This is a genomic window from Micromonospora sp. DSM 45708, from assembly GCF_039566955.1.
Lineage (GTDB): Bacteria > Actinomycetota > Actinomycetes > Mycobacteriales > Micromonosporaceae > Micromonospora.
This window is the reverse complement of record NZ_CP154796.1, coordinates 5,626,025-5,643,722: the sequence shown is the minus strand read 5'-3', so window position 1 is coordinate 5,643,722 and position 17,698 is coordinate 5,626,025. Positions and strand designations below refer to the sequence as shown.

Here is a 17,698-nt window from a genome sequence, read left to right as displayed (position 1 = left end):
CCCGAATCATCAGGCCCCAAACTAATTACTGAGAATCGCCTCAGTCGCGTTCGTCACGGGGCGGCCGGGCCGGCCCCGGCCCGTCCGGCGCGGTGGCCACGTACTCACGCATCACGTCCGCGACCTCGCGCAGGAACGCCGCGGTGGCCTCGGCCTGCTCCGGGGTGAGCCGGGCGACCGCCCGGTCCACGCCAGCGGGCAGGGCTCCGGGTTGCAGAGCACCGCCCGGCAGGTCGGCTCCGCGCTCGGCATCGCGGTGCTCGGCACCGTGCTCTTCGCCGGCCTGGGCGGGCTGCTCGGCGACCGGCTGGCCGACCAGCCCGGTCTCGACCCGGCCGGCCGGGACCAGGTGGTGACCGCCGTCAAGGAGAGCGCCGACGCCCCGCCCGCCACCGCCGAACCCGCCCGGGTGTGAGGAGGGGCCCCCGCTTGACGCACTCCGCATAGGAGGGGGCCCCGCCTAACAACTCCGGATCACCAGCTCGTCGGCAGCGGCATGCCCTCGGTGTAGCCGGCCGTGCTCTGCACCCCGACCAACGCCCGCTCGTGGAACTCGTCCAGGCTGCGCGCGCCCGCGTAGGTGAACGCGCTGCGCACCCCGGAGACGATCTCGTCGATCAGGTCCTCGACGCCGGGCCGGGTCGGGTCGAGGTACATCCGGGCGGAGGAGATGCCCTCCTCGAAGATCGCCTTCCGGGCCCGGTCGAACGCGCTGTCCTCGGCGGTCCGGGCGCTCACCGCCCGGGACGAGGCCATGCCGAAGCTCTCCTTGTACCGCCGGCCGTCGGCGTCGGTGTAGAGGTCGCCGGGGGACTCGTAGGTGCCGGCGAACCAGGAACCGATCATCACGTTCGAGGCGCCGGCGGCCAGCGCCAGCGCCACGTCGCGCGGGTGACGGACGCCGCCGTCGGCCCAGACGTGTCGGCCCAGCGAGCGGGCCGCCGCCGCGCAGTCGAGCACCGCGGAGAACTGCGGTCGGCCCACCCCGGTCATCATCCGGGTGGTGCACATCGCGCCCGGCCCGACGCCGACCTTCACGATGTCGGCGCCGGCCTCGACGAGGTCGCGTACCCCGTCCGCGGTGACCACGTTGCCGGCCGCGACCGGGACGGCCGGGTCGAGCTTGCGGACCGCCCGCAGCGCCTGCACCATCCGCTCCTGGTGGCCGTGCGCGGTGTCCACGACCAGCGTGTCCACCCCGGCCTCCAGCAGCGCGGCGGCCTTGCCGGTGACGTCGCCGTTGATGCCCACCGCCGCGGCGATGCGCAGCCGGCCCCCGTCGTCCACCGCCGGCGTGTAGAGCGTGGCGCGCAGCGCGCCGGCCCGGGTCAGCACGCCGACCAGGCGGCCCTCGGCGTCCACCACCGGGGCGAGCCGTCGCCGGCCCGCGGAGAGCCGCTCGAATCCGGTACGCGGGTCCGCGTCCGCCGGCACGGTGTGCAGCTCGGTCGACATCACGTGCCGGAGCTGGGCGAAGCGGTCCACCCCCACGGTGTCCGCCTCGGTCACCACGCCCATCGGCCGTCCGTCGGCGTCGACCACGACCACCGCGCCGTGCGCGCGCTTGGGCAGCAGGTGGATGGCGTCGCCGACGGTGTCGGTCGGGCCGAGCGTGATCGCCGTGTCGTGCACCAGGTGCCGCTGCTTGACCCAGCCGACCACGTTGGCGACGACCTCGATCGGGATGTCCTGCGGGATCACCGCGACCGCGCCACGCCGGGCGACCGTCTCGGCCATCCGCCGGCCGGCGACCGCTGTCATGTTCGACACCACCAGCGGCACCGTGGTGCCGGTGCCGTCGCCGGAGGACAGGTCGACGTCGAGGCGGGAGCCCACCTCCGAACGGTTGGGCGCCATGAAGACGTCGTTGTAGGTCAGGTCGTGCGCGGGGACCGCGCCATGAAGGAACCGCACCCGGCCATCATTCCTGCTCCCGGCGCTTCCCGCCGCCGCTGGTGGCCCAGACCACCCGTCGCCGGGGTGTTGACAAGGGCCCCGCCTCCACCGGAGGCGTTAAGCCGGGGCCCCTCCTCACCCCTCGATGGCGCAGATCGGGGCACCGGCGGTGATCACGGCGCCCACCTCGGCGGCGAGCCCGCTCACCGTGCCGGCCTTGTGCGCGTGCAGCGGCTGCTCCATCTTCATCGCCTCCAGCACCACGACCAGGTCGCCCTCGGCGACCGTGTCGCCGTCGGCCACGGCGATCTTGACGATGGTGCCCTGCATCGGGGAGGCGAGCGTGTCCCCGCTGACCGCGGCGCCCGCCTTGCCGCCGCCACCACGTCGGGCCGGCTTCCGGGCGGCGGGCGCGGCGGTCGCCGTACCCGCGCCGAGGCCGGCGGGGAGGACCACCTCCAGCCGCTTGCCGCCCACCTCGACCACGACGGTCTCGCGCTCGGCGGGGGCCTCGGCGGCGCCGGCGACGGCGGTGAACGCCGGGACGGTGTTGTCCCACCCGGTCTCGATCCACCGGGTGTGCACGGTGAACGGCTCGGCGGTGAACGCCTCGTCGCGGACCACCAGGCGGTGGAACGGCAGCGCGGTGGCCATACCCTCGACCACCATCTCGTCGAGCGCCCGGCGGGCCCGTTCCAGCGCCTCGGTACGCGTCTCGCCGACGATGATCACCTTGGCCAGCAGCGAGTCGAAGTTGCCGCCGATCACGTCGCCGGCCGAGATGCCGGTGTCCACCCGGACGCCGGGACCGCTGGGCAGCCGCAGCGCGGTGACGGTGCCCGGGGCGGGCAGGAAGTTGCGGCCCGGGTCCTCGCCGTTGATGCGGAACTCGATGGCGTGCCCGCGCGGGGTGGGGTCCTCGGTGAGGCGCAGCTTCTCGCCGTCGGCGATGCGGAACTGCTCGCGGACCAGGTCGATGCCGGCGGTCTCCTCGGTCACCGGGTGCTCGACCTGGAGCCGGGTGTTGACCTCCAGGAAGGAGATGGTGCCGTCCGCGCCGACCAGGTACTCCACCGTGCCGGCGCCGTGGTAGCCGGCCTCCCGGCAGATCGCCTTGGCGCTGTCGTGGATCTGGGCGCGCTGGGCGTCGGTGAGGAACGGCGCGGGTGCCTCCTCGACCAGCTTCTGGTGCCGGCGCTGGAGCGAGCAGTCGCGGGTGCCGACGACGATCACGTTGCCGTGCTGGTCGGCCAGCACCTGCGCCTCGACGTGGCGGGGCTGGTCCAGGTAGCGCTCGACGAAGCACTCGCCCCGGCCGAACGCGGCGACCGCCTCGCGGGTGGCGGACTCGAACAGGTGCGGGATCTCTTCCAGCGTGCGGGCCACCTTGAGGCCCCGGCCGCCACCGCCGAACGCCGCCTTGATCGCGACCGGCAGGCCGTGCTCGGTGGCGAACGCGGTCACCTCGTCGGCGCCGGCCACCGGGTCCGGCGTACCGGGCACCAGCGGCGCGCCGGCACGCTGCGCGATGTGCCGGGCGGTCACCTTGTCGCCCAGGTCGCGGATCGCCTGCGGGGTGGGGCCGATCCAGGTCAGGCCGGCGTCGATGACGGCCTGGGCGAAGTCGGCGTTCTCGGAGAGGAAGCCGTAGCCGGGGTGCACCGCGTCCACGCCGGCCCGGGCGGCCACGTCGACGAGCTTGTCGATGCGCAGGTAGCTGTCCGCGGCGGTGTCGCCACCGAGGGCGTACGCTTCGTCGGCGAGCGTGGCGTGCAGGGCGTCCCGGTCGGAGTCCGCGTAGACGGCGACGCTGGCGAGCCCGGCGTCGCGGCAGGCGCGAATGACGCGGACGGCGATCTCGCCGCGGTTGGCGATGAGAACCTTGCGCACCTTGGGGGCTCCTCCCGGGAGGTCGATGCCGGGAGTGTATCGGCCGAGCTGCTGACCCTAACGATCGCTCAGTGTGGGATGCCGCACTGTAGTCAAACTTGGTTATTACGCTTGTCCGGTGTCGGCGACGCGGATGATGATCCTGGGACTGGTCAGGTGGATGCAGCCGGTGCACGGCTACGACGTGCGCCGCGAACTGCTCAGTTGGAGTGCGGACAAGTGGGCCAACGTGCAGCCCGGTTCGATCTACCACGCGTTGCGCAAGCTCACCGACGAGGGGCTGCTGCGGACCGTCTCGGTCGAGCAGGTGGGCGCCCGTCCGGCCCGCACCACGTACGAGGTGACCGAGAAGGGCGAGGACGAGTTCGAGACGTTGCTGCGGGCGCAGTGGTGGCAGCTCCACGAGTCGCCGGACCCGTTCGCGGTGGCGTTCTCGTTCCTGCCGGCGTTGCCGCGCGAGGAGGCGGCGGCGGCGCTGCGCAACCGGGCCAACCTGCTGCGTGCCGGTGTCGAGTCGATGCGGGCCTCGCTGGATTCGGACTGGGTACGGACCCGCAAGCCGGTGCACGTCGGCTGGATGTTCGAGCTGTGGCTGGCCCGGGCGGAGGCGGAGATGACCTGGTGCACGCGGATCGCGGAGCGGATCGAGTCCGGGGTGTCGTACCTGCCGGCCGGATGGAGCGGGCCGAGGGCTGGTCCGGCTGGACGGAGGGTGACACGATATAATCAACGTTGACCATAAGAGTTATATCGCGTTAGCCTCAACGTGAACCGCTGACCGGTGGCCGGGCGCCCCCGGCCCGGACGACCAGGAGCAGAAATGATCGAGACCAGGGGGCTGCGGAAGTCGTTCCGCTCCCGCGCGGGTCGCGAGACGAAGACCGTGGACGCGGTCCGCGGCGTCGACCTCGACGTCGCCGAGGGGGAGATCTTCGGCTTCCTCGGGCCCAACGGCGCCGGCAAGACCACCACGCTGCGGATGCTCGCCACCCTCATCGAGCCGGACGGCGGCCAGGCCACCATCGCCGGCGCCGACCTGCGCAAGGACCCGGCCGGGGTGCGCCGCCGGATCGGCTACGTGCCCCAGGGCGGCAGCACCTGGGACGAGTCCAGCGCCCGTGAGGAGCTGGTGCTCCAGGCCCGCCTCTACGGCATCACCAAGGCCGACGCGCACCGACGCGCCGCCCGCGCGTTGGACGCGTTCCAGCTCAGCGACTACGCCGACCGCAAGTGCAAGACCTACTCCGGCGGCCAGCGCCGGCGCGTCGAGATCGCGCTCGGCATCATCCACGAACCGAAGATCGTCTTCCTGGACGAGCCGACCACCGGCCTCGACCCGCAGAGTCGCGCGCACATGTGGGACGAGATCCGCCGGCTGCGCACCGAGGGGATGACCGTCTTCATCACCACGCACTACCTGGACGAGGCCGACGCGCTCTGCGACCGGATCGCGATCATGGATCATGGCGAGATCGTCGCGGAAGGCACCCCGACCGAGCTGAAGCGCGAGATCTCCGGCGAGGTGGTGATCGTCGGCCTGGACGCCGCCACCACCCCGCACGCCGCCGAGCTGCTCGACACCGAGGCGTACGTGACCAAGCTGGAAACCGTCGACGAGGGCGGCCTGCGCCTCTACGTCGACGAGGGCGCCGTCGCCATCCCGCAGGTGCTGCGCCGCCTCGACCACGCCGGGCTGGAGCTGCGCTCGATCGAGCTGCACCGACCCAGCCTCGACGACGTCTTCCTCACCAAGACCGGCCGCTCGCTGCGCGAGTCCTGACCCCCGGAGAAGCTGTCATGAAACTCGCCCGCGACACCTGGCTGATCTTTCAGCGCCAGGCGCAACTGCTGCTGCGCAACCCGGTCTGGCTCTTCGTCGGCGTCTTCCAGCCGGTGATGTACCTGCTGCTCTTCGCCCCCCTGCTCAAGCCGGCCCTGAACGCGCCCACCCAGGCCGAGGCCTACAAGATCTTCGTGCCCGGCCTGCTGGTCCTGCTGGCCATCTTCGGCGGCCTGTTCCAGGGCTTCGGCCTGATCGCCGAGCTGCGCGCCGGAGTGATCGAACGCTCCCGGGTCACGCCGGTCAGCCGGCTCGCCCTGCTGCTCGGCCGCTCGCTGCGCGACGTGGTCTCGCTGATCGCGCAGGCCGTCATCATCACGCTGCTGGCGGTCCTGTTCGACCTGCGGGTCTTCATCGGCTACCTGCTCCTGGCGTACCTGATGCTCGCCCTCATCGCGCTGATGACCTCGGCCGTCTCCTACGGCGTCGCGCTCAAGGTCAAAAGCGAGGACGCCCTCGCCCCGCTGATGAACACGGTCGCGCAGCCGGTGCTGCTGCTCTCCGGCATCCTGCTGCCGCTCACCTTCGCCCCCGGCTGGTTGCAGGGCGTGGCCAAGTGGAACCCGTTCTCCTGGGCGGTCGACGGCACCCGCGCGCTGTTCGGCGGCGACCTCGGCAACGAGAAGGTCTGGCAGGGGCTCGGCATCATCGCCGTGCTCGCCGTCGCCGGCGTCGTCTGGGCCGCCCGCCAGTTCGCCCGCAGCGTGCGCTGAAAGGCGAGCCCCCCGGTTAACGCATCCGGTAGCGGAAGGGGCCCCGCCCAACGCCCACGAGAGCTGCCTCTCACCGGGGGGCGGGGCACCGGCCGGCGGACGTACCGTCGGGCCGGTGCCCCGCCTCACCCGTGACCGGACGACCTGGCTGACCTACGCGCAGCTCGGCCTGTGGGGCTTCTTCCTCTACGGGTTCGGCCCCGTCGTACCGCTGCTCCGCGACGAACAGGGCACCAGCGCCGCGGTGGCCGGCCTGCACAGCACCGGCATCGCGGTCGGCGCGCTGGCCGGCGGCGCGCTCTTCGCCCCGGTCGCCCGCCGCTTCGGCCGCGGCCCGGCCGTCTGGCTCGGCCTCGCCGGCGTGGCCGCCGGCGTCACCGCGCTCGGCGTGCTCCGCCCGCTGCCCGCCACCATCGCCGCCGTCGCGGTCGTCGCCACGTTCGGCATGATGGTGATCAGCGGCGTCAACGTGGTGCTCACCGCCCGGCACGGCCCCGCCGCGCCCGCCGCGCTCACCGAGGCCAACGCCGCCTGCGCCGGCATGGGCATCCTGGCGCCGCTGACCATCGGCGCCACCGTGGACGCCGGCCTCGGCTGGCGGCCCGTGATGGCCGTCGAGGTCGGGCTCATCACGCTGGTCGCGCTCGCCGCCCTGACCTTCCGGGTACGCACACCGCAAGCCGCCCCCGCTGCCGCGGCTACCGGGCCCCTCGGCGAGACCCCGCCGCTCGTCCCCGCCGCGACGGCGGCAGTGGTCGGGTCGCGCGGACTGCCGGACCGGCACCGCACCGCGCGACCGGCACCTGTCCGGCACCCCGGGCCCGGCGGGCGGATCGGGTCGGGGCGGTTGCCGCGGGCGTACTGGATCGCCTGGGTGCTGATGTCGGTCACCGGCTCGATCGAGGTCTGTCTGTCCCTCTGGACCGCCGACGTGCTGCGGACCCACGCCGGGCTGAGTGCCGGCGGCGCGTCGGCGGCCGTCGCGGCGATCGTCTGCGGCATGTTCGCCGGTCGGGTCGCCGGAGGACGCGCGGCGCTGCGCTGGCCACCGGTGCCGCTGCTGCTCGGCGCGCTCACCGTGTCGCTCGCCGGGTTCGCGCTGTTCTGGGCCAGCCCGATCGGCTGGCTGGCGGTCACCGGTCTGGTCGTGCTCGGCCTGGGCAACGCCCTGCACTACCCGCTGGCGATCTCCATCGCGCTGGCCGTGGCCGGCACCGCCACCGACCGGGCGGCGGGCTGGTCGTCGTACTCGATGGCGGTGGGTTTCGGCATCGCGCCGGTCGTGCTCGGCCGGGTGGCCGACGGCGTCGGACCGCATCCGGCGTTCCTGATGCTGCCCGGCTTCATCGCGGTGGCCGTGTTGCTGACCGTCCGCCTGGGCCGCGCCCTGCCCCCGTTCAGCGCACCCGGGCGAGGGTGACCCCGTCGGCGACCGGCAGCATGACCGCCTCGACGCGGGCGTCCGCGACGACCTCGTCGTTGAAGGCGGCGATCGCCCGATCGTCGGCGTCGCGCGGGGCGAGTACCCGGCCCGCGCGGAGCGTGCCGCCGACCGCGATCACCGCGCCGGAACGCATCCGGGGCACCAACTCGTCCCAGTAGACCGGGTAACCCACCTGGTCCCCGTCCAGGAACGCGAAGTCGAGGTACCGCTCCCCGGGCAGCTCGCGCAGCGCGTCCGCCACCGGCCCGACGCGCAGGTCGATCCGGTCCGCGACGCCAGCCCGGCCCCAGTAGCGGCGGGCCACCCCGGCGTGCTCCCCGGAGACGTCGAAGCAGGTCAACCGGCCGCCGTCGACCAACCCACGGGCGATCGCCAGCGAGAGTAGCCCGGTGGACGTGCCCACCTCCACGGCCTGCCGCACGCCGACCAGCCGGGTCAGGAACGTCAGGAACGCCGCCTGCTCCGGCGCGACCCGCATGCCCGCCTCGGCCGGCAGGACCGCCCGGGTCTCCTCGGCCAACTCCCGGACGATCTCGTCGGGGGCGGACCCGTGGGCCACCAGGTACGCGTGCAGCTCCGTGGTCAGCGGCAACGGCTTCGTGCTCATGTCCGGACGTTAGCCGAGATGTTCGATCTCCTGGCCCCCTGGCGCGACCTTCGTCCACAGGTCCACGACGCTCAACCCCCACTCGCCGAGGAGCCGACGCAACAGCGGCAGGGACAGCCCCACCACCGTGCCCGGATCGCCCTCGATGCCGGTCAGGAACGCGCCGCCCAGCCCGTCGATGGTGAACGCCCCGGCCACCGCCAGCGGCTCGCCCGTCGCCACGTACGCGGCGATCTCCTCGTCGCTGATGTCGGCGAAGTGCACCGTGGTCGAGGCGACCGCCTCCGCGCGAGCCCCGGGTGCCACGTCGATCAGGCAGTGCCCGGTGTGCAGCACACCACTGCGCCCGCGCATCCGCTGCCACCGCCGGGTGGCGTCGGCCGCGTCCGCCGGCTTGCCGAGGATCTCGCCGTCGAACGCGAGCACCGAGTCACAGCCGAGCACCAGCGTGCGCTCGCCCGGGACGGAACGCAGCCGGCCGAGCACGGCCTGCGCCTTCAACCGGGCCAGTTCGAGGCACAACTCCTCGGCCCGGTCACTGACCACCTGCGACTCGTCGACGCCGCTGACCAACACGTCAGGCTCGATCCCGGCGGCCTGGAGCAGCTTGCGGCGGGCGGGACTCTGCGAGGCGAGTACGAGGCGCAGCGGCACGGAGTTCGACACCCCGCCGACGCTACCGACTCTCTCGCGGCGGCGGGTCGGCGGCACGCCGTCGCCGCCGCCAGACCAGATAGCCACCGCCGGCGGCCAGCAGCACTCCGAGGGTCGCGAGACCCCGGACCGTGCCGTCGTCACCGCCGGTCCCGGGCCCGGCTGCCGTCGAGGCCGGGGCCGTCACCCCCGTGGACTCGAAGCCGATCGGGGGGACGTCGGCGGTGAGCGCGGCGACCAGGTCGATGACCCCGTACCCGTACTGGTCGTCGCGACCGGGCGGCCCCTTGTCCACAGCGGTCGCGGTGAGCCGGTGCGCGACTTCTTCGGCGGGGAGATGGGGATATTTGGAGCGAATCAGAGCAGCGGCCCCCGCAACGATCGCGGTGGCGCTGGACGTGCCTGTGCCCTTCGAGTATTTGCCGCCAAAGCTGGTGCTGTAGATATCGACAGCAGGAGCTACAACGTCCACCTCTGGTCCACTGACAGAAATTGCCGCATGCAGCCCGTTTCGATCGATTCCGCCCACTGCGATCACGCCCGGCTCAGAGGCAGGGTAGCCCACGGTTGCATCTTCGGGCCGATTTCCGGCGGATGCGACTACTACAATGTCCGCGTCGAGTGCTGACTGAATCGCCTGCTGAAGACGAGCGCTGGCGCCAGCGACTGCCGAAATGCTGACTATATCCGCGTGATGGGCGGTTGCCCATTCTATGCTCGCAGCGAGATCGTTCGTGTCTCCTCTTCCTGCAAAAAGCTCGGATCGTATAGGCAGCAGCTTGGCTTTAGGGGCTACTCCGAGTGCTCCGATATTGTCGCTTCTTCCGTGGGCGGCGATTAAGCCGGCCATGGAAGTTCCGTGTCCATTAGTATCTTTGCGGCCATCACCTGTACCACTTTCATCAGTTCCAGGGAGGACATTTCCTGCCAAGTCTGGGTGAAGGTCGATGCCGGTGTCTGGAACTGCGACTGTGACGCCTTCGCCTTGACTGATTTGCTGTGCGTCAAGCACCTTTAGTGACTTGAGATGCCATTGATCTTTGCGTACCTCGACTGAAGGCGGTTCCACCGGAAGCGCAATTGTAGAACCAGCGAGAACTGAAAGGACTAGCCCGACTGTGAGGCGGAAGGTCATTGTCAGTCGAGGCCGATTGCCGGACCTGGATCGGAGGGGTCAGTCTCGTCAGGCGGTCGCATGACCGGCTCTACTCCTTTGTCGACCTGCCAAGGGTTGTCGGGATCCCATCGGCGCTGCTCATCAGTTCCGTTGCTCTTCCTCAAGTGCATGGTGTCCCCATTGGGATAGCCTGCTCTCATTGGCGCTGAGCCGGGACTTCCACCTAAGGGTGATAATCCGTGGGACCCATTAGGTGAGATGAGCTTACCGCTGCCGGGTCGTGAGCCAGCACCCCCGGTGGGCGCTGTCCCCGCCCCGCCTCCGCCAATCACGCCGCCCACCGGGTTCACCCGGCGAGGTGATACGCCTCCGTCTGAAGTTGACATCCCCGCAGGCAAGTTTCCGCCGATTAGCCCTCCCGTCGGTATTGACCGAGGTGAAGGAGTGGGTGCTGTGCCACCGCCCAGAGGTCGAATTGGCTGGTTTACTCCAGGAGTAGCCGGGATTTGCGGTTTCGTTCCGGGGCCCGTTATCGGCGGAATTGGAAAACTTGTTGCTCCGCCCGCCGTCGTGCCTGGGATCGGATTTGACGGCGACTGTACGGGTGGAGGTGGCGAGGCAAGCCCACTTCCTGCGGCGCCTAATACGGGTCCCGCGCTTGCATGTGGTGAGCCCGCTGATATGCCCGGCCTTGAATCTAGGCGATGTCGGACGTTAACAGGGCTGGCGGTGGGCACCGGCGCAATAGGCGGGATTATCGGCATAGAGTTACCGTATGCATCTGGGTCTTCGACCTGCCTTGGCAGTTTTGCCTTCGGTGGAGGCTGGCGCAGCATGACCTGGGCCTGTTGGAGTTCTCCGCTCAACCCCGTCATCAACCCGCGCGCCCGTACGTTCAACTGCTCCAGGTCGTCGTCCGTCACCGGGGGCCGCTCCGGAAGTCGGCTTCCGGCCACCGCCTTCGGATCGGCGACCGTCGTCTCGTACGCCTGCTTCTGCCGCAGTTTGGTCGCGTACTCGTCGTACAGCGGTTGAAGTTCGCTGCGGGCGCTGCCGATGGCGCGGGCGGCGGCGGCCAGCGCGTCGTAGTTCGCGGCGGCGGCGTCGTGGGTGCGCTGCACCCGGTCGATGAGCTGGTCGAGTTCGCCGACGTACGCCCGCGCGGCGGCGTTGGTTTCGGGCGGCCACGCCTCGGCGAGCCCGCGCCGGTACTCCCGCAGTCGGCTGAGGTGGGCCAGCGCCAGGTCGCACACCTTGCGCCAGCCGGCGACCTGCTTCCACTGGCCGGTGGTGTCCTGGTCCTGGAGGCACGCCCACATGCTGAGCACGTCCATCAGCCGCCAGTCGGTGAGCCCGGAGGTGCGTCCGCCGCCCCGTTCGATCACGGCAGGACCACCCGCCCCTGATCGGGGCCGGTGGGGTCGGCGAGTGGTGGAGTCGGGCGCGCGACGGCGGCGGTGGGGCCGGCGAGTGCCCGTTCGACGTCGCCGACCCGGGCGGAGGAGAAGGCGTCGGAGTCGTCGTAGCGGGCGGCGATCCGGCCGGCGGCCTCGGCGAGCCGGCCGGTGGCGGGTGCCAGGTCCCACACGGCGCTGACCGCTGCCTTCTGCGTCTCGTGGTGGGCCTGGAGGAACTGGACCAGCTCGATGAAGGCGTCGGCGGGGTTGGGCACCGGGGCCTTCATGTCGTCGGCGATGTAGGACAGGTGGGGCGAGTAGTTGCGCGTGACCTCGTCCTGTAGCCGGTCGGCGAACTCTCTCATCTGTCGGATGTCGGCCTCGATGCCGCCGTAGTCGCGCAGCCAGCCGGCTGGCCGATTGTCCTCCGGGATCATCGGACCTCCCTGCCCGTCACCGCACGATCTCTCAGAGTGAGGTTAATGGCTCCACGCCGATCCTGGCAGCCCCGGCACGACTCGCGTACGCGGGGAAGGTTTCAGCGGGGAAGGCCGGAGGTGCGCCACGCGCCGGGGCCGGCGACCGGCGTGGCGCCGGCCGGGCGGGCGCTGCGCGTCCAGTGCGACACGGCGGCCGGCGCGGCGGCCGTGACCGGCCGGGTGCGCACCATGATCGCGCCGACCAGGGCGGCCAGTTCCTCGGCGGTGGGCACGCCACGGACGACCCGGAACATCGGCTCTTCGGCAGACATGACCCAAGGGTACGCGTCGAGAACTCGACCTTCGTCGTAGAGTGGCGTGCCGGCGGTGTACGCGTCGGACCGGCCGGGTACCGTTTCTGCGATGTCGAACGCGCTTCCCCAACTCGTCGCTGACCGATACCGGCTTATCACGCCGCTCGGTCAGGGCGGCATGGGCCGCGTCTGGAAGGCGCGGGACGAGGTGCTGCACCGCGACGTCGCCATCAAGGAGCTGGTCCCGCCGCCCGGTCTCACCCCCGACGAGCGCCGTGAGATGCGGGAACGCTCGCTGCGCGAGGCGCGCGCGATCGCCCGGCTCAACAACGTCAACGTGGTCCGCATCTTCGACGTGCTGCGCACCGACGGCGACCCGTGGATCGTCATGGAGTACGTCGCGTCGAAGTCGTTGCAGGACACGATCGCCGAGGACGGCCCGGTGACGGTGGCCAAGGCCGTCGAGATCGGTCTCGGCGTGCTGGGCGCGTTGAAGGCCGCGCACAAGGCCGGCATCATGCACCGCGACGTCAAGCCGGGCAACGTGTTGCTCGGTGAGGACGGTCGGGTGGTGCTCACCGACTTCGGCCTGGCCACGATCCCGGGCGACCCGAACGTGACCCGCACCGGCATGGTGCTCGGCTCGCCGGCGTACATCTCGCCGGAGCGGGCCCGGGACGGCACCGCCGGTCCGGAGGCCGACCTGTGGTCGCTGGGCGCCACGCTCTACGCCGCCGTCGAGGGCAAGTCGCCGTACGCTCGCCCGTCGGCGATCGCCACGCTGGCCGCGCTCGCCACCGAGCCGATGCCGCCGCCGCGCAACGCCGGGCCGCTCAAGCCGGTGCTCCAGGGCCTGCTGCGCAAGGACCCGGACGAGCGGATCACCGCCGAGGTGGCGGAGCGGATGCTGCGCAAGGTCGGTGGCCGGCGGGTCAAGGGCATCTCGCTGCTGGACGGCGTACGCCGGCCGGGGCCGAACGGTCCACGGGCGCCGCGACCGCCACTGGTGCCCGCGCCGCGCCCGGCCGACGACCAGGTCGAACGCGCGTCCACCTCGGCGTCCGGGGTGGCCGCCGCGGCGAGCGGGGCGGTCGCCGATCCGACCGCGAAGGTGCCGGCGCCCACCTCAGACGCCGGCGCGACAGCGACGGTGACCCCGCCGGTCGCCGATCCGACCACCAGGCTCGACGCCGATCCGCCGGTTGACGAGACGCGGGTGGACGACGTCGACCCGGCGCTCGACGAGACCCGGCTCGACGGTGAGCCGGTGGCCGCCGCCCCCGCGCCGCGCACGCCGGTGAGCCCGGCTCCGGCCGGTGCCGCGCCGGTGAGCCCGGCGCCCGGCGGCGCGGTGTCGTCGACCGGCCGGGCGACCGTGCTGCCGGGCGTCAAGGCGCCGCCGAACCGGCGTAACCTGCTGCTCGGCGCGCTGGTCCTGGTGCTGCTGGTCGGCTTGGCGGTGGCCGTGCCGCTGCTGAACAACGGCGACGACGACGGGGGCGACGGCGGCCGACCGACCACCGGTTCCTCGGTGGCGTCGGCGGTCCCGCCCGCGCCGAGCGCCAGCGTCTCACCGAGCGCGAGCGCGTCGGCCAGCCCGTCCACCAGCCCGAGCCCGTCGGCCAGCCCGTCCCCGTCGGGGTTCGTGCTGCCGGCCGGCTGGCGCTACTACACCGGCTCGAACGGCTTCAAGGTGCCGATCCCGAACGGCTGGCAGGCCCGGCCCGGCAACAACCAGGTCGTGCTCTACGAGGTCGGCGGCGCCCGCCGGGTGCTGTTCATGCAGTGGACGGACCGGCCGGAGAAGGACGCGCTCGCCGACTGGCGGGAGCAGGAGCCGTACCGGCGCTCGCGGGTCAGCAACTACGAGCTGGTCGACATCACGCCGTGCAAGGGCTACTACCGCACGTGCGCCGACTGGGACTGGCTGGAGACGCGCAACAACGGCACCCGCTTCCATGTGCGGAACCGGGGCGTGGCCACGGCCAGCAACCGGGGCTACGCGCTGCGCTGGGAGGTGCCGGCGAAGGACTGGCAGGCCAACCTGGCCGCGTTCGACGTCATCACCAAGGGTTTCGTGCCGGACCGGAAGAACTGACCCGGCGATTCCCGCCGTCGCGAAACTCGTTCGCATGACTTTCCGTAGTCGGGGGTATGAATACCTCCGACGACGAAGGAGGTGCGACATGGGTTACCGACGTAGGGACACCGGCCCCCGGCTGGCACTGTGGATGCTGGTCGCGCTCGGCGACGCCGTCCTGCTCCTGATCACCGCCGGCCTGTCCGCGCCGGTCGCGGTCCTCGGGGTGCTCACCCTGACCGTCGCCGGGGTGGCGGCGTGGCGCTGGACCCGTCGGCCCGCCGCGGTGCCCGTGCCGGTCGCCGCGCGCCGCCGGGCCTGAGCTTCGATCAGACGGTACGACGACAGCGGGACCGCCCCGGTTCGGGGCGGTCCCGCTGTCGTGCACGTCCGTCAGGTGTTGTTGGCCAGCGCGATCAGCCGGGTGCGGTCGCCGTTCCAGTAGTTGCGGTCGACGTTGCCGCTGATGCCGGAGACGCTGCCGGTGCTGGTGTACTGCCAGAAGCTCCAGACCGGGGCGCCGGCCGGCAGCGTGCCGGCGGAGCTGGCCCAGCGGGCGAGCCACAGCGGGTGGTTGGCCCACGGGCCGGTCCAGCTGCCGGTGCACTGGTTCCACCAGCTCGTGGTGGTGTAGATGACCGCGTACCGGCCGGTGCGGGAGCGGTAGGTGTTGAGGAAGTCCTGGATCCAGTTGCGCATGCCGGTGGTGCTCAGGCCGTAGCAGTAGCCGCCGCTGTACGGGTTGGCCTCGATGTCCAGCGCGGCGGGCAGCGTCCGGCTGTCGGCGGACCAGGCGCCGCCGTTGCTGGCCAGGTAGCCGGCCTGGGTGGAGCCGGCGGAGATGTTCGGCCGGGCGAAGTGGTACGCCCCGCGGATCACGCCGGCGTTGTAGGCGTTGACGTAGTTCGCGTTGAAGCTCGGGTCCTTGTAGCTGGTGCCCTCGGTGGCCTTGATGAAGGCGAACTGGATGCCCGAGTTGCGGACGCTGGTCCAGTTGATGGTGCCCTGGTAGTTGGAGACGTCGATGCCGGGCGTGGTCGCGGCGGCGGCCGGTCCGGCGGTCGCCACGAGGGCCGCGGCCGCGGTGGCGGCGACGGCCAGGCCGGCGGCGAGCAGCCGGCGTACGGAGAGTCTGGTACGGGCCATGGTTTGCCTCCAGAGGACGTCAACTGATTGACGCCCATCTTTGGAGATAACTGCCCTGCATCGCAATAGGAAGCAAGGAAATTTTCATTGACGAATGTCGTCGTCCCTGGTGGCGCGCGATTTCGGGGTCAGTGGAGCGCGGCCCGGGTCCATCGCCCAGCGGAACGGCCCGGTCACCGTCAGTGTCTCGCCGACCTCACCGCCGTTCCGGTGCCTCGTCCGATCAGTCTCACACTCCACGAGGCCGGGCCGGTCGATCGACGCGACTCCGGCCGGTAGGCTCCCCGCCCATGCCCCTGATCGACGGTCTCACCACGCTCCGGGACACGCTGCTGAGCGCCCAGCCGGACCCGCCCCCGCTGCTGGTGGTGCTCACCGCGGTGGTCGCGCTCGCGGTGGTCGCCACCCGGCTGCCGTGGCGGATCGCCCGCAACGCGGTGACCATCGCCCACGAGGGCGGCCACGCGCTGGTGGCGCTGCTCACCGGCCGGCGGCTGCACGGCATCCGGCTGCACTCGGACACGTCCGGGCTGACGCTCTCCGCCGGCCGGCCCTCCGGACCGGGCATGATCCTCACGCTGCTCGCCGGCTACGTCGCCCCCTCGCTGCTCGGCCTGGCCGGCGCGTGGCTGCTGGCCGGAAACCGGATCACGCTGCTGCTCTGGGTCGCGGTGGCGCTGCTGCTGGCCATGCTGGTGCTGATCCGCAACCTGTTCGGCGCGCTGTCACTGCTGGTCACCGGCGGGCTGGTGCTCGCCGTCTCCTGGTACACCTCGCCCCAGGTCCAGGCCGCGTTCGCCTGGACCTCGGTCTGGTTCCTGCTGTTCGGCGGCGTACGCCCGGTGTTCGAGCTGCGCCGCCAACGCAGCCGGGGGCGGATGCCCGAGTCGGACGCCGACCAGCTCGCTCGGCTCACGCCGTTCCCGCCGCTGTTCTGGGTGGGCGTGTTCCTGCTGGTCAGCGTCGGTGCGTTGGTCGCCGGCGCGCTGCTGCTGGCCGGCCCGATCCTCGCCGACGCCGGCCTCACCGGCTGACCTTTCGGCGCTTCGACCCCGGCCGCTCCGGCATGCTGCGCCGCGCCCGTCCACCGGGACACGCCGCGGTCCCGGGCGGCACCCGGCCCGACGAGGCAGAATCGGACCGGTGCGATACGTGATCATCGGAGCCGGCGCGGTCGGCGGCACCATCGGCGTACTCCTGGCCGACGCCGGCCGCGACGTGACGTTGGTGGCCCGCGGCGCCCACCTGGACGCGCTGCGCGAGCGGGGGTTGACGCTGCGGACGCCGCGCGGCACGGTGACCGGCCGGCTGCCGGCGGTGGCCGGTCCGGAAGGCCCGCCGCTGCCGGCGGACACCGTGCTGGTCCTCACCGTGAAGTCGCAGGACACCGTCGCCGCGCTGGCCGCCTGGGTGGACGTGCCGGTGGAGGGCGGCGGGACGGCGGGCGAGCGGCTGCCGGTCGTGCTGGCCCAGAACGGGGTCGCGAACGAGCCGGCCGCGCTACGTCTCTTCGCCCGCGTGCACCCGGTCTGCGTGTGGCTGCCCGCCACCCATCTGGCGCCGGGCGTGGTGGTCGCCAACGGGCACCCGCATCCGGGCATGCTGCACCTCGGGCGCTACCCGACCGGCGTCGACGACACCGGCCGGGCGGTCGCCGCCGACCTGACCACCGCCGGGTTCGTCGCCCCGGTCCGCGACGACGTGATGCGCTGGAAGTACGGCAAGCTCCTGGCCAACCTCGGCAACGGCCTCCAGGCGCTGCTCGGCCGCGACGTGCCCGAGTCGCTGTCGGCCCGGGTCCGCGCCGAGGGCGAGGCGGCGCTGGCCGCCGCCGGCATCCCGCACACCACCCGCGAGGAGGAGGCCGCCGCACGCGGCGACCGGGTGTCGCACCGGCCGGTCGACGGCGAGGCCCGCTCCGGTGGCTCCACCTGGCAGAGCCTGGCCCGGGGCGCCGGCTCCGCCGAGGCCGACCACCTCAACGGCGAGATCGTGCTGCTCGGCCGCCTGCACGGGGTGCCCACCCCGGCCAACGCGGCGGTCCAGGTCGCCGTCCGGCGTGCGGTCCGCGAACGGATCCCGGCCGGCGAATTCCCACCCGGCGAACTGGCGAAATTGATCGGCTGACCGGGCAACCGCACCCGGTGCGCCAGGCGTCTCCCCTGCGACCGACACGGGGGA

The 17,698-nt window shown here is 72.1% G+C and carries 17 protein-coding genes and 1 pseudogene; 9 read left to right on the top strand and 9 right to left on the bottom strand.

The annotated features are described in order from the left end of the window. Positions 1-40 precede the first annotated feature (40 nt). The gene (locus VKK44_RS24250) at positions 41-190 is read right to left on the bottom strand and encodes a hypothetical protein (protein WP_458351564.1); all 150 of its coding nucleotides are present in this window, start codon (positions 188-190) and stop codon (positions 41-43) included. On the opposite strand from VKK44_RS24250, the pseudogene VKK44_RS24245 reads away from it, so the two are divergent. Beyond that, positions 182-382 (top strand): annotated as a pseudogene (locus tag VKK44_RS24245) (MFS transporter); the annotation flags it as partial. The gene VKK44_RS24250 and the pseudogene VKK44_RS24245 overlap by 9 nt on opposite strands. 92 nt (positions 383-474) lie before the next feature. On the opposite strand, the gene VKK44_RS24240 reads toward VKK44_RS24245, so the two are convergent. Together VKK44_RS24240 and VKK44_RS24235 are read right to left on the bottom strand one after the other, a co-directional pair. Further along, complete coding sequence (locus VKK44_RS24240) at positions 475-1,914, bottom strand: GuaB1 family IMP dehydrogenase-related protein (RefSeq protein WP_343443509.1); 1,440 nt, start codon at positions 1,912-1,914, stop codon at positions 475-477. Positions 1,915-2,031: 117 nt separating this feature from the next. Beyond that, positions 2,032-3,786, bottom strand: coding sequence for an acetyl/propionyl/methylcrotonyl-CoA carboxylase subunit alpha (locus VKK44_RS24235; protein WP_343443508.1), 1,755 nt, complete (start codon positions 3,784-3,786; stop codon positions 2,032-2,034). 118 nt (positions 3,787-3,904) lie between these two features. Between VKK44_RS24235 and VKK44_RS24230 the strand changes: the two genes are divergently transcribed. The 4 genes from VKK44_RS24230 to VKK44_RS24215 all read left to right on the top strand — a co-directional run bounded on the left by VKK44_RS24230 (position 3,905) and on the right by VKK44_RS24215 (position 7,759). Next, positions 3,905-4,522 carry a PadR family transcriptional regulator gene (locus tag VKK44_RS24230; protein WP_343443507.1) on the top strand — a complete coding sequence of 206 codons (618 nt, stop codon included), beginning with the start codon at positions 3,905-3,907 and terminating at the stop codon, positions 4,520-4,522. A gap of 84 nt (positions 4,523-4,606) precedes the next feature. Continuing rightward, complete coding sequence (locus VKK44_RS24225; RefSeq protein WP_343443506.1) at positions 4,607-5,566, top strand: ATP-binding cassette domain-containing protein; 960 nt, start codon at positions 4,607-4,609, stop codon at positions 5,564-5,566. Positions 5,567-5,583: 17 nt separating this feature from the next. Beyond that, complete coding sequence (locus VKK44_RS24220) at positions 5,584-6,339, top strand: ABC transporter permease (RefSeq protein WP_343443505.1); 756 nt, start codon at positions 5,584-5,586, stop codon at positions 6,337-6,339. A 115-nt stretch (positions 6,340-6,454) separates the two neighbouring features. Further along, entirely contained in the window at positions 6,455-7,759 is a 1,305-nt protein-coding gene (locus VKK44_RS24215) for an MFS transporter (RefSeq protein WP_343443504.1), read from the top strand. On the opposite strand, the gene VKK44_RS24210 is transcribed toward VKK44_RS24215, so the two are convergent. The 5 genes from VKK44_RS24210 to VKK44_RS24190 all read right to left on the bottom strand — a co-directional run bounded on the left by VKK44_RS24210 (position 7,737) and on the right by VKK44_RS24190 (position 12,309). Continuing rightward, a complete protein-coding gene (locus VKK44_RS24210) occupies positions 7,737-8,390 on the bottom strand; it encodes an O-methyltransferase (protein WP_343443503.1) in 654 nt (217 codons plus the stop codon). The two genes, VKK44_RS24215 and VKK44_RS24210, sit on opposite strands and share 23 nt — an antisense overlap. A 9-nt stretch (positions 8,391-8,399) precedes the next feature. After that, positions 8,400-9,056, bottom strand: a complete 657-nt coding sequence (locus VKK44_RS24205; RefSeq protein ID WP_343443502.1) for a Maf family protein — start codon at positions 9,054-9,056, stop codon at positions 8,400-8,402. A gap of 10 nt (positions 9,057-9,066) precedes the next feature. Then, the gene (gene mycP, locus VKK44_RS24200) at positions 9,067-10,179 is read right to left on the bottom strand and encodes a type VII secretion-associated serine protease mycosin (RefSeq protein WP_343443501.1); all 1,113 of its coding nucleotides are present in this window, start codon (positions 10,177-10,179) and stop codon (positions 9,067-9,069) included. Positions 10,180-11,542: 1,363 nt separating this feature from the next. Further along, positions 11,543-11,995 (bottom strand): hypothetical protein, encoded by a 453-nt coding sequence (locus VKK44_RS24195; protein ID WP_343443500.1) that lies wholly within the window; start codon positions 11,993-11,995, stop codon positions 11,543-11,545. Positions 11,996-12,096: 101 nt separating this feature from the next. Then, entirely contained in the window at positions 12,097-12,309 is a 213-nt protein-coding gene (locus VKK44_RS24190) for an acyl-CoA carboxylase subunit epsilon (RefSeq protein WP_343443499.1), read from the bottom strand. Between the two features lie 91 nt (positions 12,310-12,400). Here VKK44_RS24190 and VKK44_RS24185 point away from each other — a divergent pair, with 91 nt between their 5' ends. Both VKK44_RS24185 and VKK44_RS24180 read left to right on the top strand, forming a co-directional pair. Next, on the top strand, positions 12,401-14,389 hold the full coding sequence (locus tag VKK44_RS24185) for a protein kinase domain-containing protein (RefSeq protein WP_343443498.1): 1,989 nt from the start codon (positions 12,401-12,403) through the stop codon (positions 14,387-14,389). 88 nt (positions 14,390-14,477) lie between these two features. Then, positions 14,478-14,693, top strand: coding sequence for a hypothetical protein (locus tag VKK44_RS24180; protein ID WP_343443497.1), 216 nt, complete (start codon positions 14,478-14,480; stop codon positions 14,691-14,693). A 71-nt stretch (positions 14,694-14,764) separates the two neighbouring features. Here the strand turns inward: VKK44_RS24180 and VKK44_RS24175 are convergent, their stop codons facing one another. Continuing rightward, entirely contained in the window at positions 14,765-15,517 is a 753-nt protein-coding gene (locus tag VKK44_RS24175; RefSeq protein WP_343443496.1) for a GH25 family lysozyme, read from the bottom strand. Positions 15,518-15,807: 290 nt separating this feature from the next. Between VKK44_RS24175 and VKK44_RS24170 the strand changes: the two genes are divergently transcribed. After that, the gene (locus VKK44_RS24170; protein WP_343443495.1) at positions 15,808-16,551 is read left to right on the top strand and encodes a M50 family metallopeptidase; all 744 of its coding nucleotides are present in this window, start codon (positions 15,808-15,810) and stop codon (positions 16,549-16,551) included. 109 nt (positions 16,552-16,660) lie between these two features. Further along, positions 16,661-17,644, top strand: a complete 984-nt coding sequence (locus VKK44_RS24165; protein WP_343443494.1) for a ketopantoate reductase family protein — start codon at positions 16,661-16,663, stop codon at positions 17,642-17,644. Positions 17,645-17,698: the final 54 nt, after the last annotated feature.